18 protein-coding genes are annotated in these 26,521 nt (G+C 41.3%); 7 read left to right on the top strand and 11 right to left on the bottom strand.

The features are described 5' to 3' along the window. Positions 1 to 67: 67 nt before the first annotated feature. The 4 genes from J7E57_RS09230 to J7E57_RS09215 all read right to left on the bottom strand — a co-directional run bounded on the left by J7E57_RS09230 (position 68) and on the right by J7E57_RS09215 (position 12,127). The gene (locus J7E57_RS09230; protein WP_215127294.1) at positions 68 to 8,194 is read right to left on the bottom strand and encodes an RHS repeat-associated core domain-containing protein; all 8,127 of its coding nucleotides are present in this window, start codon (positions 8,192 to 8,194) and stop codon (positions 68 to 70) included. A gap of 82 nt (positions 8,195 to 8,276) precedes the next feature. Next, positions 8,277 to 9,101 (bottom strand): phytanoyl-CoA dioxygenase family protein, encoded by an 825-nt coding sequence (locus J7E57_RS09225; protein WP_215127292.1) that lies wholly within the window; start codon positions 9,099 to 9,101, stop codon positions 8,277 to 8,279. A gap of 26 nt (positions 9,102 to 9,127) precedes the next feature. Continuing rightward, the gene (locus tag J7E57_RS09220) at positions 9,128 to 11,092 is read right to left on the bottom strand and encodes a hypothetical protein (RefSeq protein WP_215127290.1); all 1,965 of its coding nucleotides are present in this window, start codon (positions 11,090 to 11,092) and stop codon (positions 9,128 to 9,130) included. 147 nt (positions 11,093 to 11,239) lie between these two features. Further along, positions 11,240 to 12,127 carry a hypothetical protein gene (locus J7E57_RS09215; RefSeq protein ID WP_215127288.1) on the bottom strand — a complete coding sequence of 296 codons (888 nt, stop codon included), beginning with the start codon at positions 12,125 to 12,127 and terminating at the stop codon, positions 11,240 to 11,242. Between the two features lie 1,592 nt (positions 12,128 to 13,719). Between J7E57_RS09215 and J7E57_RS09210 the strand changes: the two genes are divergently transcribed. The 6 genes from J7E57_RS09210 to J7E57_RS09185 all read left to right on the top strand — a co-directional run bounded on the left by J7E57_RS09210 (position 13,720) and on the right by J7E57_RS09185 (position 18,208). Then, positions 13,720 to 14,184 carry a nuclear transport factor 2 family protein gene (locus J7E57_RS09210; RefSeq protein WP_215127286.1) on the top strand — a complete coding sequence of 155 codons (465 nt, stop codon included), beginning with the start codon at positions 13,720 to 13,722 and terminating at the stop codon, positions 14,182 to 14,184. 126 nt (positions 14,185 to 14,310) lie between these two features. Continuing rightward, positions 14,311 to 15,189: a helix-turn-helix domain-containing protein gene (locus J7E57_RS09205; RefSeq protein ID WP_215127284.1), complete on the top strand. Its 879-nt coding sequence runs from the start codon at positions 14,311 to 14,313 to the stop codon at positions 15,187 to 15,189. Positions 15,190 to 15,200: 11 nt separating this feature from the next. Then, on the top strand, positions 15,201 to 15,578 hold the full coding sequence (locus J7E57_RS09200) for an MmcQ/YjbR family DNA-binding protein (protein ID WP_215127282.1): 378 nt from the start codon (positions 15,201 to 15,203) through the stop codon (positions 15,576 to 15,578). A gap of 64 nt (positions 15,579 to 15,642) precedes the next feature. Further along, complete coding sequence (locus J7E57_RS09195) at positions 15,643 to 17,076, top strand: carboxylesterase family protein (RefSeq protein WP_215127280.1); 1,434 nt, start codon at positions 15,643 to 15,645, stop codon at positions 17,074 to 17,076. Between the two features lie 53 nt (positions 17,077 to 17,129). Then, complete coding sequence (locus tag J7E57_RS09190; protein WP_215127278.1) at positions 17,130 to 17,483, top strand: MmcQ/YjbR family DNA-binding protein; 354 nt, start codon at positions 17,130 to 17,132, stop codon at positions 17,481 to 17,483. 2 nt (positions 17,484 to 17,485) lie between these two features. Then, positions 17,486 to 18,208: a DUF5131 family protein gene (locus tag J7E57_RS09185; protein ID WP_215127276.1), complete on the top strand. Its 723-nt coding sequence runs from the start codon at positions 17,486 to 17,488 to the stop codon at positions 18,206 to 18,208. A gap of 88 nt (positions 18,209 to 18,296) precedes the next feature. Here the strand turns inward: J7E57_RS09185 and J7E57_RS09180 are convergent, their stop codons facing one another. The 7 genes from J7E57_RS09180 to J7E57_RS27250 all read right to left on the bottom strand — a co-directional run bounded on the left by J7E57_RS09180 (position 18,297) and on the right by J7E57_RS27250 (position 24,796). Beyond that, entirely contained in the window at positions 18,297 to 18,623 is a 327-nt protein-coding gene (locus J7E57_RS09180; protein WP_215127275.1) for a DUF6616 family protein, read from the bottom strand. 180 nt (positions 18,624 to 18,803) lie between these two features. Beyond that, a complete protein-coding gene (locus J7E57_RS09175) occupies positions 18,804 to 19,667 on the bottom strand; it encodes a helix-turn-helix domain-containing protein (RefSeq protein WP_215127273.1) in 864 nt (287 codons plus the stop codon). Between the two features lie 173 nt (positions 19,668 to 19,840). Continuing rightward, positions 19,841 to 20,572, bottom strand: coding sequence for an SDR family oxidoreductase (locus tag J7E57_RS09170; protein ID WP_215127271.1), 732 nt, complete (start codon positions 20,570 to 20,572; stop codon positions 19,841 to 19,843). 118 nt (positions 20,573 to 20,690) lie between these two features. Continuing rightward, a complete protein-coding gene (locus J7E57_RS09165) occupies positions 20,691 to 21,605 on the bottom strand; it encodes an AraC family transcriptional regulator (RefSeq protein WP_215127269.1) in 915 nt (304 codons plus the stop codon). A 102-nt stretch (positions 21,606 to 21,707) separates the two neighbouring features. Further along, positions 21,708 to 22,622: a helix-turn-helix domain-containing protein gene (locus tag J7E57_RS09160; protein ID WP_215127267.1), complete on the bottom strand. Its 915-nt coding sequence runs from the start codon at positions 22,620 to 22,622 to the stop codon at positions 21,708 to 21,710. Positions 22,623 to 22,679: 57 nt separating this feature from the next. Further along, positions 22,680 to 23,690, bottom strand: a complete 1,011-nt coding sequence (locus J7E57_RS09155) for an aldo/keto reductase (protein WP_215127265.1) — start codon at positions 23,688 to 23,690, stop codon at positions 22,680 to 22,682. Positions 23,691 to 24,664: 974 nt separating this feature from the next. Beyond that, positions 24,665 to 24,796 carry a hypothetical protein gene (locus J7E57_RS27250; RefSeq protein ID WP_262897883.1) on the bottom strand — a complete coding sequence of 44 codons (132 nt, stop codon included), beginning with the start codon at positions 24,794 to 24,796 and terminating at the stop codon, positions 24,665 to 24,667. A gap of 24 nt (positions 24,797 to 24,820) precedes the next feature. Between J7E57_RS27250 and aspT the strand changes: the two genes are divergently transcribed. Further along, entirely contained in the window at positions 24,821 to 26,515 is a 1,695-nt protein-coding gene (gene aspT, locus J7E57_RS09150; protein ID WP_215127263.1) for an aspartate-alanine antiporter, read from the top strand. Positions 26,516 to 26,521 lie beyond the last annotated feature (6 nt).

The following is a 26,521-nucleotide window of genomic DNA, read 5'->3' as shown; positions in this document are numbered from 1 at the left end:
TGTGCATTAATGAAAAATAGCGTTATGTCAGCTGTTAAATCTTCAAAGGCAATTTTCAATAAGGTACTCAATATCTGATCCGGTTTGAAACCTGCAATCCTCCAATTGATCCGCTGAGTGCCGAGCTAAATACAACCTGGCCAAGACCAGCATCCCAGTTATTGCCAAATGCCAGGTTACTGATGGTATTGTTGGAAATTCCAATTGCCTCGCTCTTGATCATCCCGGTTCCAATTCCCTTGGCTAAAGCTCCCCATCCGGCTGCTACAGGCCCATTAACAGCCAAGCCTGCAAGCGCTGCGCCTTTCTCGGTAACCCATGCTCCTGCCTTTACAGCTGTTGCCATTCCAGGCTGACCGAAAACTTCTAACACTCCTGCGGCAGCGCGCGCTGTAGCCGTAAATTCTGTAAGTGCTACCTGGGCTGATTTTGCTGCAATACCCAAACCAGCTCCAAAACCTCCGCTTAATGCGCCGGTAAGCGCACCAATGCCCATCTGGATACCATAATCTTTCCAGCTAAAATCATCGAAGTGAAAAGCCGAATAGGTAATCGAACTCACACCGGCTCCGTAGAAAAAGCCGGAAAGTGCCGCCATTCCAACGGAAGCTGGTGTGCCCAATCCAACCGTAAGTACATCGATAACTGCGGCCGCCACGTCGATAACAACACCTGCCAGGATTTCTACAGCTCCTATAACTATCCCTCCGATGGCACTGAAGAAACTACCTATGGAGAACATACCGGTTGGATCAATAAACAATACCGGATTGTTGGATGCGTAGATATAAGGACTGAAATACTGGCGACCAGGGTCGGTTGCTATAAATCTTCCGATGGCAGCACTGTAGAAACGGGCCCTGTAGTTGTACAACCCTATTTCCGAATCAAATTCCTGACCGGTGTACAGATAAGACAGGAACCCGGTACTCGGCTCATTGACATTCGACAAAGCGCCAAATGTGAGGTATTCGTATGAGGCAACCACATTTCCAGTGAGATCGATAACCGCCCTCGCAGACCCAAGATGATCTTTTAGGATATGATACAGATCAAGAGTAGTACCGTCAAACTTTCGCATAGCGATAAGTCCACCAGGACCATAGACATAATTCACAGAGGACCTTGTTTTTCCATCTGCACTGATAAAGATCTCCTGTAATGGCATTGCACTCGTACCCCGGACATATAATTTTGTACCTGCGGGCGTAGATCCTCCCGTAACGGTTTTTAGCAATCGTTCGTTACGGCAACCGTAAGTGAAATTCAACGTGGCACCACCCTGTGTGGTATCTGTAATACTTACAGCCAGCATAGAAGCAGGGTCGTAAGTAAAACCCAGGGCAAATGGTTTGCTGATTTTTGAATCAGCTGTGGTCATGAAAATGGCGTTCCCGTTATGGTTATAGCCAAACTGTGCGATCACCTGTGAACTATTGATGTCACTAATAGTGTTTACTTGTTGGCTACCCTGGTTATAGGCGTAGGCACACGAAATACTGCTGCCCGAAAAGTTCTGTATGTTACCGTTTGCATCATAATTCACATCGGGTGCCGCGCCTTGGCCGGCAGCTGTGTTTGTCGGGGCTTTCGCGTTCTGTAACTGGCCTATGGAGTCGTAGGCATACTGTAGCTGGTCATTACCCTGACCACTAACCTGGGCAGCAGTAGAGGCAATGGTGCCATCAAAATATCCTGCGCCACCATAGCCTCCCGATGTATAAGTAAGGGTTTCCTGGAAAAGGCTTGAGCCTGCCTGGTTCTGATTATTGATGTTCAGCAACCAGTTTGGTGCATTGAAACCATAGGTCTGTTTGATAGTTGCATTTGCGAGCGCCAAATGATTTTCCAAAGGTGTACCCGTTGCATCATAGCTGAAATTTCCGATCGTACTGGTTCCCGATTGGCCCGGTGTCTGGGATGATATCTCGTCTGTAATGCCGGTAATCTGGTTCAATGAATTTAGCTGGTAAAATATAGAATAGTCATAGGTTTCATTCGGATATTGAATTTGGGTAATGGTGCCAAAATCATTGTATTCGTAATTAACAACCCGATCGTTACCGCTATCAAAAGAATTCACGGTCAGGGTGTCGGAAATTGCATTGCCAAAAATATCGTAAGCGAGGTTTTCTGTTACATCTGCGGTTCCGGTAGTACCATTATTGGCTTGCATAGAAGAAATTCTGCCGATTGCATTTGAACCAATACCACCTCCATCATACACGTTCTTTTGTCTCCAGGTCGGCGTATTCTGTGGCCAGAGTGGGTCAGTATTGGCATATTGCTGCAACTGTTGTTGGTTCCAGGTTCCCGCAATGTAGCCGGTTTCAACTGGGCGGGAGAGGAGATCATATTTTATATAAATGAAATTTCCGTCTGCTGCTCCCTGCGGATCCTGTTTAAAGCGAATATTCCCAGCCTGGTCATAGATAAATGTAGCTGGCGCATTCGTTCCTTGCTTCAGTGTGAGTAGCTGGTTTAAATAATCAAAAGTCTGTAGTGTCACCCAATCGTTTTGCACAGAATTGGCAGGTGGGTTGAAATAGTTTGGAGAGCGGACAATTGTTGGGTTGCCAGCATCATCAAAGCCGGTCTCATTTCTGATTTCGGTGCCGTTAGCAGACACATTTTGGATCACCTGATCAAGCAATGTGCTTACCTCGTAGAAAACGTTGCCGTTGGGATTCGTTGTTGTCTTTTTCGAATAAATCATAACTCCCGGCTGGCCGGCTACAGCACTATAACTCGTATAGGTGCATTTGCCACCATTTACGCTGAAATCTTCGCCAGGTACACTTTCCTGGACTACTCGGGCAAGTGGAGATGTTTCAAATGTTTGCCTTGCAAATGGGTAACCATTATCAGCAGGGTAGGCCGTACTCACTAGGCCTGTCATGGTTCCTGCAGTCCAGTTCATGGCGGCAAAATCGCTGCAGTAGCTAAACATTGGGTTTTGTTGGGGAGAAATGTATGCCTGTTTCGTCCTTATGGCCATTCTGCCCAGATTGTCGGACACCAGCTGACCAACCACCATTTGTGAGCCAGCATATTGCTGCGCCTGGATATTTTTGCCATTTGCATCGTCGAATGAGATAGCAGCCATTGGTGTTACTGCTGTAGCGATTTGTGAAATGGCTGCCTTGTTGCCAAAGAAAATGGTGGGTACACCAGAAAAATTAGCAGATGCTGTATAGCTGAAAATCATTTTTCCATCTGCCCAGAAAACAGCGGTTGACTGGCCGGCAAGCAATGTCCACTGCTTGTTCATGGTATATACTGCTATATTAGCGCCATCCAGTTTCAGCGCATAACGGTAAGCGTTGTCGGGACTGGTAATCGTCCAGCCTTTGCCCGTGGCAGCGCCTGTGCTGATAGTAGATGTTGCAGGAAGCAGGAAGCCGGCATTATTAAATGCAATGCAAAGAGCAGCAGACAAGGTACCTGCATCAAGCTGGGCTGCAAACGGATTCTGGGGAAGGTTAAATGCGCGTGCATCCACAGCAGGCAGCACGTTTGCTCCAGTCGAATCCAGCAATTGCCAGGAAGTTAATTGCGGATTCCACTGAATGGTAAGTACCGATCCCAGGTGGATTCCCAATGGCGCATCAGGCGTTTCGAGCAGATTGAATTCAACATCCAACGCATAATCTGAGGTCAAATTACCGTCGGCATATGTGAGCGAGCCTGCTGTGCCAGCTGATTGCTGCGTAAGGACGGTTCCAGTTACACTCCAGTTGCCGGCTCCTTGCTGCCATACGGACGACCATTCTGGGCCATGTGTAAATTCGGTGAGCTCGCCGCCATTGGTCCCGGTAATAGTAAGTGAAGAATTAGGGTTTGTGGGCGCAAATACCCCCAGGTTTCCACTACGGGACAAGTAACCATTTTGAATTTTTGAAGTCCTGTCTGCCGCATTGGTGGATAAAATTTGCTGCTGGAAACTGTCCAATACTTTACGGCTTATTTCGCCATTTGCGCCAAGTATGGCTGTAGGCTGTTCTAAAGTGTTATTATAGCTGTAAGCCTCGAAGGTACATGCCAATGGTGTGAACCGCAGATTATCTACAAGCACGTTGCAGGATGTATTCGCATTTTCACAAATAATTGTAATCTGCGCAGTGCCCTTCGGGTTGGGAAGATCAATTAATTGGGATACATACACCCACTGACCAACGGTATCGGGGAAGTTGAGAACAGACGGGGTGCCGCCGGCAACCGATATTTGCCAGGAGGCATTACCGGCGCTATTGTTAAATGTTGAGGGTTTTTTAACCCAGGCAGAAAATATATATTGCTGATCCTGGCGGATAGGGGTAAATGAGCCTTGCACGCCTGCTGCGCCGGTGCTTCCGGCTGTAATGCTTAAGCTATTAGTGCCTGTATGGGCATCCACCACGGTATTTTGGCTATTAGGAACAACAGTCCCACCAGATCCAATTACCCAGCCAATTGGCGTTTCGTAAGTTTCAAAACCATAATAGCTCACTTCATTTCCCGATAGACTGCCATTTGGAAATTTGGCAACTAATGACTGCTGGTTTTTATCGTAAATGAATGACGAAACAAGTCCATTGCCATCTATCTGCTCTGTTATGAGGTTACCGGTACCTGATCTGGAAATGATTTTAGTCTTTAATTGCCATGCAGCCGTCTGCGTGTCGGATGGGAATTGTGGTGCCACAGTGCCTGGCGTCGTCCAGTCAAAAATTTGATAAGCAGCCAGTTTGCACGAACCGGCACCAGTACAATCGGTGTTCACGGTACTGTTCGCCCAGTTACGGAAAATGGTCGCCTGGCTCTTCACATAATTCCTTGAACTATTATCTGCCGGCGCTACACTTTGGGTTGTCATAGCCACTGTAGAGAACATGTGCAGCTTGTTGAACGAAGCAGCATATGCCGGAACCTGGTAAGCGTATAAGGTTTCTATGCGGAGATTTTTCTGCACACCGTCTTCATCATAATAAGATTTCTCCTGAGATAATAATACGCCGGTTGTCTTGTCATAAGTGCCTGTTGACCATTGTACAATGCCATCTTTCATATTGGCCGTCTTTTCGCAACGTGCATATCCGCCTAAAAGATATTTACCGGAAACATCTTTTGGATAGACGGTCCAGTAATTCAGCTGCGACGATACGAGACTGCCGTCGTTTGCAAAATCTTTTTGGCCCAGTTGAATTCCATTAAGAATATTCTGAAAATTCTGGAGCCCACCGGAAGGATAAAGCGTCGATTGCTGAGCCAGTCCGTTGGAATAATAAAACTGACTGCTTCCTTCTGGTGTGGATGTTGGTAAGGCAACTTTCTCTTTAACACCGGGAACTACAATTACCAGTGGATACTGCGCCACGCCCATTAAGGCATTGTAAACAATTTGAGATTCGGGGGAGTTGTTGTAGTAGTAGGATTGTGTAAAACTTTGTGTGGTGTCGTACTGATCCTCAATCACAAGGTATGCCACGGGTGTATCCGTCACCGATTGATTGAAATTAACTTCATCCAGGTTCCATAAATCCATTGTCGGGCTCGCATCGAAAGAAGCTGCAGACGAAGGATAGGTGACCAGAAAGCGGCCGGCAACCAACAGTGTCCCGGCGGTGCCATCGGGTACATATGATTTTACATTATTCAGCTTTTGCGGCACTTGTGCATTTCCATTTTTTAAAGCTGCTACGTAGGACGATGCTGTATTGTCGCTGGCATCCTGGTAGCTAATAAATCTCGGACCCCGGTTTTGGAGACTTTGCGGATAATTGAAACTGCCGAGTTGTGTTGGTAATGCCCGCCATCTGCCGTCTGTGCCGCGGAAATAAACGGTTTTTCCAACCGTCATATAATCCCCCGAAATACTCGGGTTAGTCCCGGATGGTACATTTGACAAAATAGACCATGAGCCGGCATTGGGATTGAACGCTGCCCATTGATTTGCTGCAGAACCGCTGGCAGGAGATAGAATGGATATATCCTCACCAGTGGCCATGTTCAAACCAATTGTAGCGCCAGGAGAGGAAAAGCTTTTCTGATTCCAAACCGAGCCATAACTTTGATCGCCGCCTGCATCCCGCAACAGTGCGAGATTATTATTTACGGTGGATCCAACAATAGATGTCTGGAATATTTGATAGAGTAAATTTCCGCTTACTATTGGAGAAGACAAATCAACAGTGCCTGGTGATGACGTGTTCAGGACAAAGAAATTCTCGTTCCAGTTAAATAATCTAAGGCTATAATTAATAGCCGTATCGGTAGTAGTTGTAGCAAATGTAAGTACCAATGAGCTTGGCGTGGGGCTTACGGCGAGGAAGGCCATATTGGTTGGCTGATCCACTACTATATCGATATTGCTTAAAGTCCATGTACTGCCGGCGTTCCATGTGCCATCTAAAGCGCGGTAAAACAGATAATTTTTCAGTTGTTGGGAACTCGGGAGATAACAGGACACTGCATAAAAATTCTGAGCTGCGGTAATGGCAGCCAGTACACAATCAGAAGAATTTGGCAACAGCGGAGATCCGTTCCCGTTCCACATTCCATCCTGCCAGTTATACGAAAATCCCTGTACCCGGGTGGTGGTATAATCGGTGTTATAAGCCATTACAAAACTGTCTCCTCCAACAAAAACGGACTGAGCTTTTGAATTGGCCTTTACGGTAAGCACGAAAGGCTGATTATTGTACATAACCCAGTTTCCGAATTTTAAGTCCTGTCCTGCGTCATCGTTACGGAACAGGTACAATTCATCGTTGCCTGTGGAACTATTGCGGAGGGAAAGCGCGAAGAAATTTTCCGCTGTTTGTACCATCAGGCTACCGGTCGCTACAGTCTTACTAATGCTGATGGTTTGGTTAACCCATTGTCCATTCCACGATTGGATTTTTACCTGTACCTGGTTGCTGCTCTGGTAAGTGAATACAACGTAATTGGAACCAAACCAAACTCGGGGAATACTGCCGGTGATCGGATTTTGCAGTTGTACTTTTTTTGATGAATTAGTAGATGTTATGGTTTGTGCCTTGTATTCAAATGACGCTTTGCCGCCTTCGGGATATACAACGGCACTTAGGGCGCCAGGGTTGATGCTGGACGGATTTGTCGGGAAATATTCAAAATTCATTGCCGGAAGTGTTTCGCCGTTATTTGTGTACTGAAACACCGACTGGAGACACCGTTTGTACATCAATGAATAATTGCTGTCTGATGATGCCGTATTATTGATGAATTCGTAGGTGAACTTCATACCCGAGAGTGGGTTGCCATCTGCATCTGCCACGTCGACAGAATCTAAAAAATAGGTTTCATACCTGTCTTGATAGGCGTTGGGAGAGGGGGGCGCTATCTGGGTATGTAATGGCTGGTATTCGACAATTGGAGTGCCGTCGCTTGCACTACCAGGATTAAGGATGCCGAATTTATTTCCATAATTCAAAGTAATGACCCGGCCATAGCTGTCAATTACCTTTCCCAAATAAGAGGCCTGTGTATACGCAAGTCCGGAGGAAATTAATTTCTGTGCTACGTTTATGTATTGATAGTTAACTGAATTGCCCATTGGCGTTACAATGGATGCGAGATTCCAGGACGTGGGATAGAGCACCTGGGTTGCGCCAACATTACTGGAACCGATCCAGTTTCCCCAGCTTATACCCCATTGGGTTGCATTTGAAGCGGTATCGTTTCCCGCGCCATAAGTGTAGGTGAACCCGTCTTCTTTTATAATGATCCAAATCTTTAGTGCAGGATTATACTGTACTGACCAAAACTGAAAATTCCGCAGTTGAAATATCCAGTTGCCGCTTACGGTTTCACCGGTTTTTACCATTGGGTTGGAGCTGCCTCCGGAGACCAGGTAGTAGGTGTCAGACGTTACCGATGCACTTCCTCCTTTGTCTACTGTAATCATTTCAATAGGCATCTGCCAGCCCAACCCAAGGATGCCTGTAGGAGCCTCTGTATTCCAGGTATTTAAATTGTTTTTTATATTGCTGGAATAAAGAACAGATAGCTTTACATCAAGGCCTTCGAGCCCCGGTAAAGTCATCAGATCCAATGGCATTGATACACAGCCGCGAAATTTATTGACGCTGCTTTTAATGTTGCCTATTGCCGTTTTATCAAACTCAAAAGAGTGTAATGCAGGCACTTCAGATTGAGCAGCACCGCTGCCATTATTTGATGGTTTAGTAGACATAACAGGTTGGATTTTATTTGAGAACTTTTAGTGATTGAAGTTGGAGATGCGTTATTTGGCTAAAAAATGTAGACTTAGTATTTTAATTCAAAACAGTAAACTGTTTCTCTATCTTTTCTAGGGAAAGTTGTTCTATTTGTTTTGGAAGGGTTCTAAAACAGGTTCCTTCTTTGGGCAGGGTTGTCATCATATGTCTCAGATAGAAGTCATCAGGAACATGGAATACACTTGTTTGTGCGGGGTCTGCCTCTTCGTCTACATGACAACAAAGCAGCGGTAAATGGGCTGGTATAGCCACACCTGCGGCTACGGGTCTGATGGCCATGCTTAAATTGGGCGGTGAGCCATGGATTGCTCTCGTATTCATGAATAACACTTGTCCAGCCTTCATAGGAATGTAATGCATGTGTCCGGCTTCAATAGTGTCTATCCATTCGGGATAAGGCAGCATGGTAGGTGAACGGTAAAGATTTTTTAAGCGATGGCTTCCAGGTAAAACGCCAAGGCAGCCATTGGTTTTATCTACGTCAACGAGCGGGCACCAGATACTAAGTCCTGTGTGATTTTCTTCTTCTACAAAAGTGGGATCCTGATGCAGCGGGAACTTACCATATTCTGAGTCTGCGCGCTTGGCCACGAAGCTCCCTAAAACAAATTTATATTCATTTAGTGCAGGAAGCAGGCTCCGTTCAAAAACCGGTAAGATGTTTTGATGGATGAAACGCCGCATTTCAATATCCTGAAGTACCACAGAAGCGACAATATCAAACGTATGTTGCACCTCAACGGCTGTAAAAACCGACTTTAAGTCTGCTATATCTTTTGTGCTAAGAAGATCCAAAACCAAATATCCCTGCTCCTGGAAAGTTGCATTATATTTTTGGTCAACGAATACATTTTGTGCCATAGTTTATTGGATTAAAAAAATGAAAATCACATCCAGTTATATATAACGCTGCTGTTGTGTGGTGCTTTTGTTGGAATAATTTTCGAAAGTACCCGCATGATAGTTGCAGTTGTAATAATGGACCTCTTGTCTTCGTAGTATGTTCCCGAAGGATTGTTCCAGGGCTCGTAACAGAAGTTATCTGTCACGCGGAGATTTGCCGAACCATACCACTGCCCATTGTGTGCCTGCCAGTTGAGCAAGGTGCGAAGATGAGTGCCTATTTTTTCATCAGCATAACCTCTGATGCATTCAATACCGATATAACAGGCAAGATCAAAAGCATTGTCTATCTGAATAGAAGATACATCATATTCATAAGTGTCCAGCGGTTCCTGTAGGCCCAAGCGATCCAGTACTTCCAACGTTATGAATGTACTGTAATAGGGGTTTCGCCACCAGTAGGAACGCCAAAAGCCGTTGTCCATCCGGTGGGTGTGTAAAGCTTTTTGAAACGGATCAAGAAACGTGGTCCTATCTTCCGTAGACATTCCGTGATAACCCCAGGGAGTAACATCCCAATGACCTGTGGCCCATGCATCAGGTTCGGTATAAGTGGCAATACAATCATCTTCCCGCCAGTGTTCCCGGAAAAATAAACGGTCAGCCGCTGCAACGGGAAGTGCAAGTTCATCGAATAATGCAACAGCCATTGCAGTTGAGTCTGCATCAGGTCCTGTCATGGCATTGAATCCCCATCCGGAATGATAACTTCTTTTTTCGGCTAGCCAGCTGGCAGCTTTGGTTGCAGCATTAATAGCTTCGTTATTGCCGCTTTTTTTGCCATACTGGGCCAGTGCCTGTGCTGCATATGCGGTAACCCATTGGTCTGATGTACCTACAGGCAAGTGATAATCGTCCCAGCTGCCATTTTCGTTTTGAACCGATAGGAGGTACCGCATCGAATCTTTGAGCGCTCCCCATATTTCATCTGATTCCGGCATACCGTTTTGTACATCATGCTTTAGGTATAGATTCAACCTTGGTTTTTGATCCGTGGTTAGTCCAAACCCAATGAAAGCTATCTGGTATTCCTGACAGTTCAGCATCATGCCGGTATCTACAGGCGTAAGTAAAAATCGCGTTGTTAATTGGCTAATAATCGATGACCATTCGTCAGAAGTATATCTGAGGCAATGGCCACACAAGTCTGCTTTTACGTCGGCATGAGCCCCGGTTAGGAGATTAAAGCCAATACTCATCACCAACCCATTCAAATCTGTTTTATATTTTTCTGTTGAAATGGCAAGGAAATCTTTCATTTCTTGAGATGAAAACAGGTCGATCCCTAAATGCTGAAAGTCTGTAGTCTCGCGCATCCGGAAGTAGATCTTCGCCCTTGAATTTTCAAGCGTGCTCCCTTCCAATCCCGCACTTGCAACAATACAGTGTTCCTTTAATTTATTTATTATGGTTATTGCATCATTGGCCGAAGGTAAAATTGCTTTGAGCCAGGCGGTTACAGTATTCCATCCTTTTTCCTCGCTAAGGGGTGCCATTTCCAGGTAGAAAGCAATTCCAGCCTGTTGCGGGCTCGTGCCAATCCATACGAATCCTTGTTTGTAAATGGTGCGGTCATCCTTATTTTTTGGCAATAACATTTCAATAGTCTTTTCAGCAACTGCTTTCAGGTCACTGCTTCCGCTGCTGTCAATAGCATGCCTAAGTGTTTTGATGGATGAATGATAACGTGATTCAGTGGCAGTATGAAATGCGCCTGGATCGCCAATAACGCGGAGCGATGTTCCTTTGCCGGAAGTTGTAAGGCAAAGCTGTAATGGTGAACCGTCGTTGTTCAGGCATGAAGCGCCGGTAATAAAATCTTCAGAACCAGAATCAGAATCAAGAAGCTGGTAACAGCTATCTGTTAAAGCGTTAGCCGCAGGTTGGAGTCGCTCAGCAAGCGAAATAAGCCGTTGAACTTTTTGGCCGAGGCGTACACTACGAATCATATAAGTTTTAAGGTTGAGAGAACAGGATAAATTAGATTTTGGTTTAGGAGCTTATAAACCCCACAGTTGATTTGAACATCAGCCGCGGGGTTTGAATAGTTTAAATTGCGATTGCAAACGAAGAATGTTACAATCGTAAATTACGAATTAACCACCTTGTTGAATATTGATCTGTGGAGTCTGACCCGTATTGCTGCCTGTTGAACCGGATGTGCCATTTGAACCAGTATTTCCTGGTGTTCCGTTTGCGCCACCTGATGAGCCGCCAGTACCGGCTGAGCCGCCTGTGCCGCCAACACCGCCGCTGCCTCCATTACCAGGAAGACCAGCTATAGGATGGCCAATAAGCTGAGAGCCAGGATCCACACTTCCGTAAGTGATATTGATTACATTACCATTACCACCATTGCCACCATTAGCTCCGTTTCCTCCGGCTCCACCGTTACCGCCGTTACCGCCGTTATAGCCACCACGGGAATAAGCTCCTGAACTGCTGCCATTACCACCATTGCCACCACTACCACCATTGCCGCCATTACCACCGCTTCCGCCATCGCCACCATTGCCGCCTCCGCCTACAACAGAGAAAGTACCGATAACTTTACCAATGTTCATGGTAGTAGCGGGAGAATCGCCGCCGTTGCCGCCAACACTGGCATTACCACCATTACCAGCAAGGGCACCACTAGTACCATTAGAACCGTCGTTACATCCGGAAGCCCAGTTGCAACTTGCGTTCTGACCAGCAACGCCATTCTGGCCGCTTCCGCCTGGCTGGCCATTTGTGCCCGCTGTACCTGGTGCACCAAGAATGTTGATGTCGCCGGTGGCTTGTTGCGCGGCTAATACTTTCGCAGCGCTAGTAGTTGATTTGATTAGGACAGCAATAGAAATTTTACCTGTTGTCTGGACAAAAATTTGTCCGCCAGGTAAAACGGTTACTGTTCCGAACTGATTGTTAGTGTCCGTGATGTACAGCGGATTTGACGGACTTACTGTCACGTCTAATGGGGTAGAATTTGATGAGCTTGACATAGAAGGTTTTTTAGAGGTTAAAAATTTAGTAGAAAAGAATTGTAAGATAATATTTAAACAAATTGTAATATTAATGTATAAACTAATGTAATACTATAGTTATTCTGTTGTATAAAATTAATGTATTTATATTTTAATTTCCTAATATTTAATTGTTTTTTTTTAGAATTAATGTTGATGATTTCGATGATAATTAGTAAAAACAGCCCATTTAACGAATCCAGGCAGTATTTCGATGAAAAATAATTATCGAAGTTTTCTTTCCATCGCATCTTTTGTGGATAGATTTTGTTAAACTATACGCTCTTTCCTTTGAACGTTAGCTCTTGCTAACCTGTTAATGCTAAGGATGATATAACTTGAACTCAATTAACAATCTGACTTTTAGCGCTATTCTTTAGGTAGTTTAGTATTAGTGTCAGGGTCTTAATAGCAGGAAAGATGCTGACTACGTAGTATCTACAAGACGGTCGCGTAAGATAAAGCAACTGTAAATACCATCCCATTTTATTTAACAAATCTAGTTTGTAGAATTTGGCAGTGTTTTCACCAATGCACACCGAATAGGCGATTGTGATGTAAAGAATGATCAACCCGAAAAGACAAATGCAGGATTATTTTTATGGAATCGTCCAGGATGAAGTAGAAGGAAAGTCTCGACAAATCTCCAAGGCCATTAGGCTGTTACCATTTCCTTTATTAAAATAACCTTAATTCCGCGTTTGTAAAAAACAAGATCCCGTTTACCCCGTTTATTTTGTTAATTCCATTCCGGATAGCCATAATTTTAGTATATTGGGTTAATCAAAAGAGATGGTATCCCAAATCAATCCATCTGATTAAAAATTCCCCAAAAAAAATATTCTAAAGTCCACCTTTACGCCACGTTTAGGCCACCTTCCGGCCAGGCTTGCTTATGGCCTGCTGGGTACTTGCTTTGGTTGAGTTATGGCCCTGGTGTAGATCAGCTAGGCCAAAGATTTGCATCGCTTTAGATCAGCGTGTTAACTATAGCTAAACGAAAGGTAAAGAGAAAGTTATCCTAAGGTATTGTTGGTCTAGAGCTGTGTCGGAGCAGCGCGGGTAAGGGGCAATAAAACGGCTTTGGGATTATTCAAATTATCGAGTTATTTGATGATCTTGATTTCAAGATTGGAATCTCCTTTTGAATTTAGAATAAAAATAGATGAAGCTTTTTTTATATTTTCTAAAATATTCAACTAGTTGTAGTTGATCTTTTTTGACGCGATTTAAAGAACATCGTTCTATAATGTATAGAATAATCATGCTATTTGAGAAAAGCAAATGAAAATGAAATTCACCTTTCGTGTACGCATTTGCGTACATTTTGCTTCATAATCACCACGGAATTTGCAACGCTAAATATCAACATGGAGGCACTCACCAATATGATGGTAACTGGTAACCTGATTTATTTAGGTTTGATAAGTTCATTGGTCTGTTACATTATTTGGAGTATAGCTGTTAACGATAATATTATTCAATAGTCCCGAAAAGTGACATTTTCAGCACCTTAATTTCTCTGAAATCGATTGATTACAAAGTAACTTTGTATATCAAATTTATAAATAATGGGAACAAAAGAAACAATTGCTGTTTGGCAGTACAAAAATGAAGTAGAAAAGCAATTTGCAGAACACATAATCAGTTTGGAAGAAACTGCACTTGAAAAGTGGTTCAAAGGCGATACGTCAGGCTATGCTCAACTCTGGTCTAAACGGAGTTTTACTTACTTTGATGCCGTAGAAAAGAAGCGTTTGGAAGATTTTGCATCGATGGCTGATCTTTTCAAGAGAGTTGAAGGCAAACTATCAGCCAATAGCTATGAAGTCCGTAGTCCACGTGTACAGATAGGCGTGGATATGGCTGTCTTGACTTATCAGCTCTTTGCAAAGACAAATCTTTTAGATATAGATTATAATTGCATCGAGGTCTTTCAAAAAGAGGAAGATGGAAATTGGTATGCCATTCATTCCACGTGGTCGATTATCCGTCCGATGGAAAAGGACTTTAGTAAATTAAAAGACATCGTCTAGTGCCATATTAAAGATAAAATGCTTTCATACCACTTATCTAGTACTGTTTGAAATAGTTTTATGGATAGGATTTAGTTATAATTTGTCACTAGCTTTACCTTTGTAAATGTTGGCTCTAGTTATATTATGAAAAACATTCATAGGTACAATTTCTTCAAGAAAAAATATGGAGCGCATTTACTGGCAGATGTTGTCAGGATTTCAGAATTCAGAAAATATATTCAGAAAACCCCAACACATAGGCTGACTTATTTCGATCTCACATTTATTACGGAGGGTAACGAATACGTAACGATCAATCAGTCAAAATTACGGGTTCAGTGTGGCGATGTGATCTGTTCAACTCCTGGAGATGTTTGGACTTGGGAAAGAAATACAGCATTAGAAGGATTTGCATTGGTATTTGAAGAAGATTTTTTCCAGTCGTTTTTCATCAACAAGTTTTTTCTGAACAATCTTAACTTTCTAAAAGCCGACCGCTTATCTCCTTTCATAGGGCTCAAAGCTGAAGTATTTTCTGAAATTCTCGAATTTTTAGAAAAGATTAGAAATGAAATAAAAGGAAAAGATAGAAGCGAACATGTCATCAGAGCATTTGTCTATTTAGTTTTGGCTAAACTGGACAATGAGGAGAAATTGCAGAATAAATCATCTTTAGATACGTTATCTGAACATCAAAACAACAGACACCTTCAAGGATTTATTAAGCTGGTGGAAGAGCATTGTCTTGAAGTACATGAAGTTCAGTTTTATGCCGACAAGCTTTTTATATCAGCCAATTACCTCAATAAAATTGTACGGGAATTATTGGGCACAACTTCCAAAAAGTACATTGCCAGTAAAATTGCGCAGGAAGCTAGAAATTTGCTCAATTTTACTGACCTGTCAATTTCTGAGATTAGTGATCAGCTGAAGTTCGAATCGCCCAGCTATTTTACACGTTTTTTTAAAAAATCCGTAGGCTTAAAACCAAAAGAATTCCGTGTCGGAAATAAGCCTTCCTAAAATACTTAATTATGGATATAGAAACCTTCAGGAAATATTGCCTTTCCTTCAACGGTGCTATGGAGAAGCTTCCTTTTGAAAAAGCAACTTCTCAATACGATAAGGACCTGCTTGTATTTTATGTAGCAGACAAATGGTTCTGCTTTGTCAACATCGATAAGTTTGATTTCTGCGATTTAAAATGTGACCCGGAAGAGTCGAAAGAGCTACAGGAAAAATATCAGGGCATCAAGCCAGGATACCATATGAACAAGAAGCATTGGATCAGTGCCTATTTTAACGGCGATGTTCCAGATCCGATTATTAAGGAACTTGTCCGAAAATCATACGAGCTGATTGTGAAAAGTTTTCCTCTTAAAATACAGGAGTCCTTAAAATACAAGGAGTAATAGATAATTAGGAAGATTCCGCTCAAAGAAATTGAAAAATTAGCAATGAAATACTTTAAAGGTTATGAATAGAGAAAAAAATATCACTCCCAAAGCAGTCCGCTCTTGGTTAGGTATTCAGTACGCCACTGCAGAACGCTTTCAGAGTCCCACTTTGCTGCCATTCAATCCTGACTTACCTTACGACCAGAAAGGAACAGCCCCATTACAGGCTGGAGACACTAGCTGGTTGGAAGCCGACAACGGCTTTAGCGAAGACTGCTTGAACCTTAACGTTTGGGCTCCTGAAGATATCGATGAAGAATATATTCCCGTCATCGTTTATATTTTTGGTGGTGGATGGATGAGTGGTGCAAATACACAAACTGTATCAAATGCGTCTGGGCTCGCTTCCACAGGTCGTGTTATCGGGGTGTCGATAAATTATCGACTTGGTGCATTCGGAGCCCTGTCCCTTTCTCAATACGGGGGTGCATTCGCAAAGGCTACAAACCTTTGCTTGCAAGACATCATCACTGCACTAAAATGGGTAAAGCAGAATATTGCACGTTTTGGTGGCGACCCAAACAATGTTACTATTACCGGACACAGTGCAGGTGCATTCTCAGCACTCGCTTTACTTGCAGCACCGTCAGCTGATGGGCTTTTTCATCGTATCGCCGCATTTTCTGGTATGCCATCACGCCAAGTTCCAGCTTGGAGCGCCGAAGAACGAGCCGTGGCGGTTCTTAAATTACTCGGTATTGAGGATAATCCGGAGCAACTGCTGAACATCGATGGAAAACTCCTTGCCGATACGATGAATAAGACAGTGTATACAGATCCTGGCGTTGGGCACGGCACCGACAACGAATGCGTGGCCACAGTAGATGACAGTCATCTTTCAAATGGCGTTCTCATCAACCATCCCATGCGTATACTTGAATCTGGACAACACAAGGACATCGATATACTTTTTAGCAGTACCACCTACGAGACTGGGTGGTGGGTTCTTTACAAAACCGATGATTTTGACCCTAAAAGCATTGACAATTTGGTCAAAGAATTCGCCAACCGAAATCGCATTCCACGCAGTCGTGCCCGACAAATTATCGATACATACAACGTTGAAGGCCGTACTCCCGTTGAGGTTCGTGGCTTGTTGCTTACCGACTACTCCTTTACCCTGCCCCAAACACGCGGTGCACTTGCACACGCTGCTGCAGGAGGTAAATCTTATTTGATATGTGTTGGGCCGGTAGAAGGAGTTCCTGCCGTTCACGGAACCGAAATGTACGGCATCGTTGGTCAGCAAAGCCCAGGTGCAAGCAAAGAGCAGATTGTTCGAGATAACTTTGTTCGTGATGCACTCATTGATTTTGCAACCGGAAAACATGAGCAACTTTGGAAACCAGTAACAGATGAACTTACGGTAAAAGGCATTGGCAATCCGCCTTATGATGCAACTGCTCACGCTCTTAATGTTTTAAAGGTTTTTGAAGGTATAGAACGTACATAAAATAATTTGGGTCAGTTTTCAGTAAAATCACTTATCTCATTTTAAAGAAAAATATGGATATAGAAACGTTCCGAGCTTTCTGTCTATCATTTCCAGATACTCACGAAGGGATGCCATTTCAGGGATTTTTTAAAAATTCCAGGTCTATCCTTGTATTTTATATTGGAAAGAAGATGTTCTGCTTTTTTGATATTGATAAATTTGATTACTGCACATTGAAATGCGATCCTGAATCTATTGAAGAACTCAGAGAGCACAAAGGCATCCAAAAACCGTTCAATTTGAGCTGGAAACATTGGATCAGTGTTGCTTTAGATGGTACTGTTTCCGAAGACATAATAAAAGATCTGGCCACAAAATCTTATGAGCTAGTCTCAGCAACTACAACAAAGAAAATTAAGAAATAGTCATGTCTATAATATGGAATTTATGGCACGGATGCATCAAGATCAGTGAAGGCTGCAAGAACTGTTATGTCTTTCGGCGGGATGCACTGTATGGTATCGACAGCAGGAATGTATACAAAACCCAAAACTTTGGCCTGCCTCTAAAAAGAAAACGCGATGGAAACTATAAAATAGCCACTGGTGAACATGTATGGACCTGCTTTACTTCTGATTTCTTTATTGAACAAGCAGACCAATGGCGTGATGAGGCTTGGGAAATGATAAGCCAGCGTAAAGACTTGACTTTTTCAATTGCCACAAAACGGATAGACCGGGTAGCGCAATGCCTGCCGGATGATTGGGGTCAGGGTTATGATAATGTCAGTATTTTATGCTCAGTCGAGAACCAGAAACAGGCAGCGCTCCGGCTTCCTGGTTTTAAAAAACTTCCTTTTAAGCAAAAGTCAATCATCTGTGAACCCCTTGTCGGGCCTATTGATCTCACAGAACTTTTAAAAGGTGAATGGATTGATAAAGTAATTGTTGGCGGAGAATCCGGCGATAACGCCCGTCCTTGCGATTACGATTGGGTGATGCAGGTTAGAAACGCTTGTATTCAGAACAATGTTACTTTCCTGTTTAAGCAGACAGGTACACTGTTTGTAAGAGATGGCCATGAATATAAAATCGAGCGAAAACTCCAGGCTTGGCAAGCTCGAAAAGCTGGGATCAACTTCGAGCCATAAACTACCTTTCTGTATTTTTTTTAAATGATAACAGTAAAGTCTTGTAAAGATTAATTCATTACAAGACTTTTCCGCAATCGATGTTAGTTTACAAATTAACCAATTTCTCGGTTATGTCAACATCGCCTCCCTTAAGGTTAAATTGATCAAAGTAATTATACCACCCTTCTTCTAATCCCAAAGTTTCGAAAGCTTTTGCCAATTCATCAGTTGGGAATTTCCAAATGACAAAGAACTGGTGCTTTAGCCCTTGAACAGTATCACTGTCATTTTCGCTCATTACTACCAATTCACCACCCTGATCAACAAGAGGTTGAGACGAAAGTGCAATTTTATTCATGTATTCTGCTCTTTCTTCTTTGCCTAACGCTAACCAGGTCGATTTTGCAGTGAACGTCTCAATGTAATATTTCATATTCTTTTAATTTATAATTTAGTTATTTATCAAATCTTTCTTACTGTTACCCACAAATGTATAATTAAAATCACCTTCAATTAAGCCACTAATGGGGCAGAAAATGCCACTTTAGTGACCTATGGATAAGCGGATATTTAAAATATCCTTAGCATATGTAACATATGTAATTACTTGTCTTTATTGATCCCGGAATTGTTTAGGTGTCATTCCCACATATTTCCGAAAAAGGCGGACAAAATAGCTTGGCACTTCAAATTTTAATTCATTGCTTATTTGTGAAACAGAAAAATTGGAATATTTGAGTAAGCTTTTTGCTTCTTGAATGACCTTGGAGAGAATGTAAACTTTTGCTGTAGACCCTATAAATTCTTTGGTTACCCTATTCAGATAGTTGGTTGTAATAAAAAGCTTGTCTGCATAGAACTGAACATCATGTGAGTTTAAATAATATTCATCCACCAGTTTTACAAAGGCCTGAATATGCCTGTTTACTATTTGTTGATTTACTTCATTTATGTCTTTATTTACTGTAGTTCCCTGCTCAATTACGGATAAAATAAGGTAGACTAATGCCCTTAAAATATGTTCATTACTGGTTTTTCCAAGTTGTATTTCGTTTTGTATGTCTTTGAGGTATTCAAGATTTTTATTGAATAGTTTCTCGTCAATCCTCAATAATGGAGAAATACGGTTACGCTGCAAATATTTAAACTTGTTTAGAAATTGTTTGTCGTTAAAAAATGAGAGGAGAAATTCCGCTTCAAATAATAATACATATCCCTCCAGGCTTGTTTTTTTAGGCCAGCTCCATATCTCGCCCGGGATCGAGCAAATGATATCACCTGACCCAACCTGCAATTCTATCTGGTTGATCGATAAGTTTTCATTGCCTTTTGTAATGAAAGTCATGTCATAGAAAGTAAGCCTGTGGATGGGCTGAATGTCTATGTATTTATTGATCTCTGAAATAGGAACAATATCTACGAGTAAAGATTTTCCATATTTTTCATTTGAAAAATGATATTGAGGTATGGATTTCATAAGTACACTATTTACATAGATATAAAACTACAATGTCTAAATGATTTTTTGGTTCAAAATTCCGTTTTCCTTCTGCATTAAGTATCCGGGAACAGGTATCGACGCATCAGGATAAATAATATTTCCCAGTTCAAAAAAAACAAATTTCATACATTGAATTTACTGTCAGCAGATTACCAAGGTAAACTTTCGCCTGCTTGAGAGAAAGTGCCTGTCGGACCATTTTGGTCAATCAAGGCTAATGCAACCCCTGTCTCGGCACCTTGTGCAGGTGTCAATGGCGCTTCATTCGAACCGATTGAAGTTTGTACCCATCCAGGATTTGCAGCGTTTACTTTAACATTGGTTTCCTTAAGTGCATTAGCAAGGAAAACGGTAAATTGGTTCAATGCCGTTTTAGAAGCACTGTAAGCATAAGGTTTCAATTGGTACAGCCAATGATTTTCATCAAGATGAACGCCAAACGAGCCAGAAACACTGCTAATATTTACAATACGACCCGAATCACTTTTTTTAATTAATGGCAACAATGCCTGGGTAAGTTCAACTGTTCCAAAGTAATTGATATCAAAGGTGTCACGAAGTGTTTTCATAGGCACCGATTCCACATTATTGCCGAACCACTCACCGTCAAGAAATACTGCGGCATTGTTGATTAGAATATCCAACTTTTCATATTCACTTTCAATGTAGGCTTTGGCATTTTCAATATCCTGCGAATCACTGATGTCCAGCTTTATAAATTCTACATCCAGAGATTCACCCCGAAGCACTTCTTCAGCATTTTTACCTTCCTGCTCATTTCTTGCACCTATTAGAACCTTAATATTTTGCGCTGCAAGTTGTCTTACTGTTTCAAAACCAATTCCTTTGTTACCACCTGTTACTAACGCTATCTTTGTCATTTTTTATTGTGTTAAAATTTATAAAACAAAGGTCGCACAAATGATAGTTTGATTTATAGCGTAATTAAAACCAATCCTTACCAAAATCAAACTTCTAGCTTATAAAGTTTATTTAATACTAATCTTTTTTTAGTTTTCTATAATCTGTGGGAGATATTTTCGTATGCTTTTTGAAAAATGTATTAAAGTGGGATGGTTCTTCAAAGCCTAATGAATTTGCAATCTGTGCAATATTCCAATTGGTCAGTTTCAGTAGAATTTTTGCTTCCTGCTCAATCCTTGAATTAATGATATCGCTAACGGTTCTTCCTTTAGACAGCTTCACCTGGCGGTTTAAATAATTGGGATGCAGCGATAAATGTTCTGCGAATTCGCCAGCAGTTTTTAATTTAACAACATCTTGCGGATTGTTGATGGGGAACTGTGATTCCAACAATCTTATAAATGAGCAAGCTATTTCTTCAGTAGTGTTATTTTTTTTGACATAGGACGCTACAGGATCAAACTTTTGGGCATTAAAAATAAGTTCAAGAAGGTAGTTGCGTTGTAAACTTTCTTTGTAGTTACCGTTATCGAGCTTTTCGTCTAAAATCTTTGCATAAATGGCTGTAAAATTTTCAGCTTGGTTATCGGTTAGTGAATAAATATTTTGTCTGCCTGGTTTGTATATTGGAAATTCTAACAAACGGTAACCGCTATTATTTTTAGTTATAAAATCTTCTTTAAAAATGCAACTTATACCTGTATAAACTCCGTTTAATGTATGAATACCAAACGGAATTTTGGAAGTTGTAAATAGTAGTGTATTGCCATTTAGCTCAATATTTTTATCCTCAAATTCAATGCTATATTTTCCTTGTAATAAGGTGGCTGTGTAGAATGTCTTTCGGGAATAATTGAAGGAAAAAAAATGATTTTTATCTACTTTACTTAAATCGAGAATTTCAAAATTATCGACAAAATTCATCGGGTTTTCTGATGTGTGATTCCCTGTATTTTTGAGTGCTAAAGTTTTGTCTGGTTGAAGTTCCATAATCTAATTTGTTAGTGCTAATTTAACTAAAACAATCTGTTTATATTTACCGCCGATGTGATGTTGGTGACCGACATTTTTCTCTTGTAGGCCCGGCGAAGGTTAATTAAATGATTGTCTAAATACCAGTGGTGTCTGGTTCGTTTTGTTTTTAAACACTTTGCTGAATGATTGCGGATATTCAAAACCTAATCGATATGCGATTTCACCTACGGATAATTTTGTTGTCGATAAGAGTTCTTTGGCTTTTTCTAAAAGCTGGTTTTGAATATGTTGTTGTGTGGTTTGTCCTGTTAGATTTTTCAGCATATCATTTAGATAATGAGGGGAGACAAATAACTTTTCGGCAAAGTATTGAACGGTCGGTAACCCTGCTACACTCAAGTCATCATTTTGATAATATGTATTCAGCAAATCTTCAAATTTTAAAAACAAATCGTTTGACGCTTTTTTTCGTGTGATGAATTGACGATTGTAAAAACGGTTGCAATAATTCAGCAACAAATCAATATGAGAAACAACAACATCTTGTGTGTAATTGTCTATCATTGCTTCAATTTCCTGCTTCAAATTTTGCATTAATCCTGCAATAATAGTTTCTTCTTTGTCTGAAAGGTGTAATGCTTCATTATTAGCATAAGAGAAAAATCCATATTCTTTAATACGTTTTGCTAAAGTGTAGCTCTGAATAAAATCGGGATGAAAAACAAGCATCCAGCCTTCCGCTTTTGCCGTGCTATTTTCTTCTATCGAGAACATTTGTTTTGGTGCAAAAAATGTCATAATCCCATCGTCAAAATCATAATATTGTCGCCCATATTTGATTTTTCCGTCAAAATTCTTTTTCAAATACATGGAGTAGTAATTAAAGACAATCGTGCTCACTTCTTCTGTACCGATACAGCCAAGATCATCAAGATTTACAACACTGACCAAAGGGTGCGTCGGTTTTTTGATATTCAGAAAATGATGCAGTTCTGAAACGGAGTTAAGAAAATAAGTCTTATTGTTTTTCATACTATAAATTTAATAAAAACAGCGGATAAGCAATTCAGTTATCCGCTGTTTTGCATCTTACAAATTAACTCCTTTCATTGATGCTGCGTCATATCTTGCACCATTATCTGTTCCTAATGGAATAATTTTCTCTAATCGGTCCAAATCTTCTTGCGTTAACGATATGCCTGCTGCTGCTATATTTTCTTCCACATATTTCACGCGTTTTGTGCCGGGAATAGGTGAGTGTCCCTTGGCAATAACCCAGGCAATTGCCAATTGTGCAGAAGTGATATTTTTTTCGGCTGCCACTTTTTTAATTTCATTTACCAACTCCACATTCTTGTAAAATTGCTCGCCTTGATATTTGGGTATAAATTTTCGAAAATCATTTTCGTTAAAATCTTCAGGCTTTTGTATTTCGCCATTTAAAAAGCCCCTTCCAACTGGTGAATAGGCGATTAGACTGATGCCTAATTCTTGCAGCGTATCCAAAATGCCCAATTCTTCAATTTCTCTTTCAAACAAGGAGTATTCCGACTGTACTGCCGTAAGCGGGTAAATTTTGTGTGCTTTTCTGATCGTTTCGGAACCTACTTCCGAAAGGCCGATGTATTTTACTTTGCCTTCTTTTACTAATTCGCCCATCGCCTCGACAGTCTCTTCAACTGGTGTATTGGTATCCAATCGATGGAGGTAATACAAGTCAATATAATCTGTGCCAAGGTTTTTTAGTGAACGCTCTACGGCTTTTTTTACATAATTTTTACTGCCATTGAATGCTCCAGTTGCTTGTCCGTTATCGTCAATTTCAAAACCGAATTTTGTGGCTATTATATATTTTTCCCTGTTTAGCTGAATGGCTTTTGCAATCAGACGTTCATTCAGAAAAGGGCCATATATATCCGCTGTGTCCAAAAAATTACCACCCAACTCTAATGAACGGTGAATAGCAGCAATCGCTTCTTTTTCATCTGCTTTTCCATAAATGTCTCCGCCGAATCCCGTTGTCATGCCCATACAGCCAAGACCGATAGCTGGAATCACTAATCCTTGACTGCCTAATTTTACTTCTTTGATAGTATTCATAAAATTTCGTTTTTAATATCAAAGCAAATGTCAAACTATTGTTTCTGAAAAAAGTATCTAAATAAGATATTGTTGTATCCAAATGAGAGGTCAATGTTTTTGCGTGACATTTGGATTACAGATGATATCAACCGGAGTAAGAACATCGTTTCTATAAATAAGAGATTGATGAAAAAAATAATGGTCAAATAGGAGTGAGCATAATAAGGCATGCATTAAACGTAATCTCCATTTTAGAAGAGCGGAAAGAATCTCCAGGTGTAACTAATACTGGAACAATATTAGTCTCGTTAAAGGTTATCCCCAGATTGGATAAGGTAAACAGAGCCTTTTACAAATCGAACCCAGGCCGGCGCTTCTGTTCGAATCCGACCAGGAATAAAACAAAGAAACCTCACATTTCTGTGAGGTTTCTTGTGATCCCGCTGGGATTTGCACCTGGTGCAAAAATCAACGTTTTAACAGTATGAGGATGGTTTTGAAATTCGACTCCCCGAATAACGCACCTTTTTTTTAATATATTTTAGCTGCAAATGCTATACATAAATATATAGATTTTAATTAAATTAAACAATGTATTCTAATTTAATCGACAAATGAATTCTTTGATGCGCTCAATCAAGTGTTTTGGTGCATTTTTCTATGTTCATTAGCAAATAATAAATTAGTTATGCTTACTCCTCTGTTGTCAAAAGTCAATAGTTCAGCTCACAGTCTCATTTAATCCTAAGATAGTATTTGTTTGCTGCTTTTTATAGTCTAAACTTTTAAAAGACACCATCAATAATACTTCAAGGCAAAGAATTCGATCAGCTAAATTTTTATTTTTTAAAAAAATCTTTATATTTAATCGAGAATTCGTCAACAACAGATTGAAATGCATTCTATGCATGATTGTGTGTATTCGTTGAGTTATAGTTTTGAAACGTAAGAAGTGCCGTTACATTATAATTTAATTTTTAATCATTCACTATCTAAATACTCAATCTATGAACACAGTAATCTTTATCTTCCAACCTGTATTTATTCGCTCTAAAGCCATTTCCATAAGCGTACCTAAGCAACGTATTGATATCACCGTGTATTAATCCAGTATTCTTTCTCATTTTTTCTTATTTAAATATTAATCTATGGAATGGTTTATTCAAACGTTTCGGCAATACCCGGAATTGGCAGTTTTTCTAACCCTCTCACTGGGTTATTTCATCGGCGGCTTTAAATTTAAAAATTTCTCTTTGGGTACTGTAACCAGTGTGCTATTGATAGGTGTTTTGATTGGGCAGCTGGACATACAAATTTCCCCAAATGTAAAGTCGGTATTTTTTCTAATGTTTCTTTTTGCTGTTGGCTATAGTGTTGGACCCCAGTTTTTTGGAGGGCTAAAGAAAGATGGTTTGCCACAAATGCTATACGCAGCCATTGTTTGTGTGCTCTGCCTGGTCTTCCCTTATCTGATCGGTAAGTTCATGGGCTATGATATGGGTTTAACTGCGGGTATGCTGGCTGGCTCTCAAACCATTTCAGCAGTAATTGGTGTAGCCTCAGATACCATTAATCATCTGAATATTCCCGCTGATCAAAAGGCGGCCATCATCAACAAGATCCCTGTAGCCTATGCTGTTACTTATATTTTTGGAACTGCCGGATCAGCCTGGTTGTTGTCATCTATCGGCCCAAAACTGCTTGGTGGTAATCTTGTTCAAAAAGCCAAAGAACTGGAAATTGAGCTTGGAGGGGATTCCATTGGCGATGACCCTGGTATTACTTCGGCATACGACAGGGTAATGTATAATGCTTACAGAATATCAGCCCAATCCTACGCCTGTAATAAAACTGTAGCAGACATAGAGGCAGAATTACAACACAAAGGCCGCCGATTATTTGTAGAACGCATCCGTAAAGGCAAAGAGATTACAGATGTTAGCCCGGATACCGTTGTTGAGGAAAATGATGTGATTGCTTTAGGCGGCCGCCGGGAATACATGATGAATTATGTAGCGGTAAATGAGACAGAAGTATTGGATGCGGAATTGTTGAACTTTCCCTTGGAGGTACTCAGTGTGATGATTGTGAAAAAGGAAATACTGAACAAAACCTTAGCCCAGTTGCGTGCGATGGATTACATGCATGGCGTAGTAATCAGAACATTAAAAAGGGCAGGTATTGATTTGCCTGTGTTCCCCGGTACAAAACTTTATAAAGGAGACATGATTGAGGTGGTGGGGCATAAAAAGGATGTTGAAACAGCCGTGGTAAATATCGGCTATCCCGACCGGCCTACCAATACAACAGATATGATTTTTGTTGGCCTGGGGATTGTACTTGGGGGGCTCGTTGGCGCCTTATCACTAAGGATCAGCGGAGTGCCTATTAGCTTAAGTACCAGTGGCGGGGCGCTGATCTCCGGATTGGTTTTTGGTTGGCTCAGAGGGCAGCATCCTACTTTTGGCCGTATTCCTGAACCGGCCCTTTGGGTGATGAATAATGTAGGATTAAATATGTTCATTGCTGTTGTAGGAATTACTGCCGGGCCAAGTTTTGTGCAGGGCTTTAAGGAAGCTGGCTGGGGGCTATTTATTGCAGGGGCATTGGCTACGGCTTTACCCTTAATTGGGGGCATATTACTTGGTCGGTATGTTTTTAAATTCAATCCTATTATCACCCTAGGCTGTGCTGCCGGTGCCCGTACCACTACGGCTGCTCTTGGTGCCATTCAGGATGCAGTACAAAGTAAAACCCCGGCTTTAGGTTATACCGTGACTTATGCGGTTGGTAATACCCTGCTCATCATCTGGGGTGTGGTGATCATCATTTTGATGAGCTAGATAATC

This window comes from Pedobacter sp. ISL-64 (assembly GCF_018613605.1).
Taxonomy (GTDB): domain Bacteria; phylum Bacteroidota; class Bacteroidia; order Sphingobacteriales; family Sphingobacteriaceae; genus Pedobacter.
Note: the sequence above shows the minus strand (reverse complement) of the source record. Positions and strands in the feature narration are given on the sequence as shown.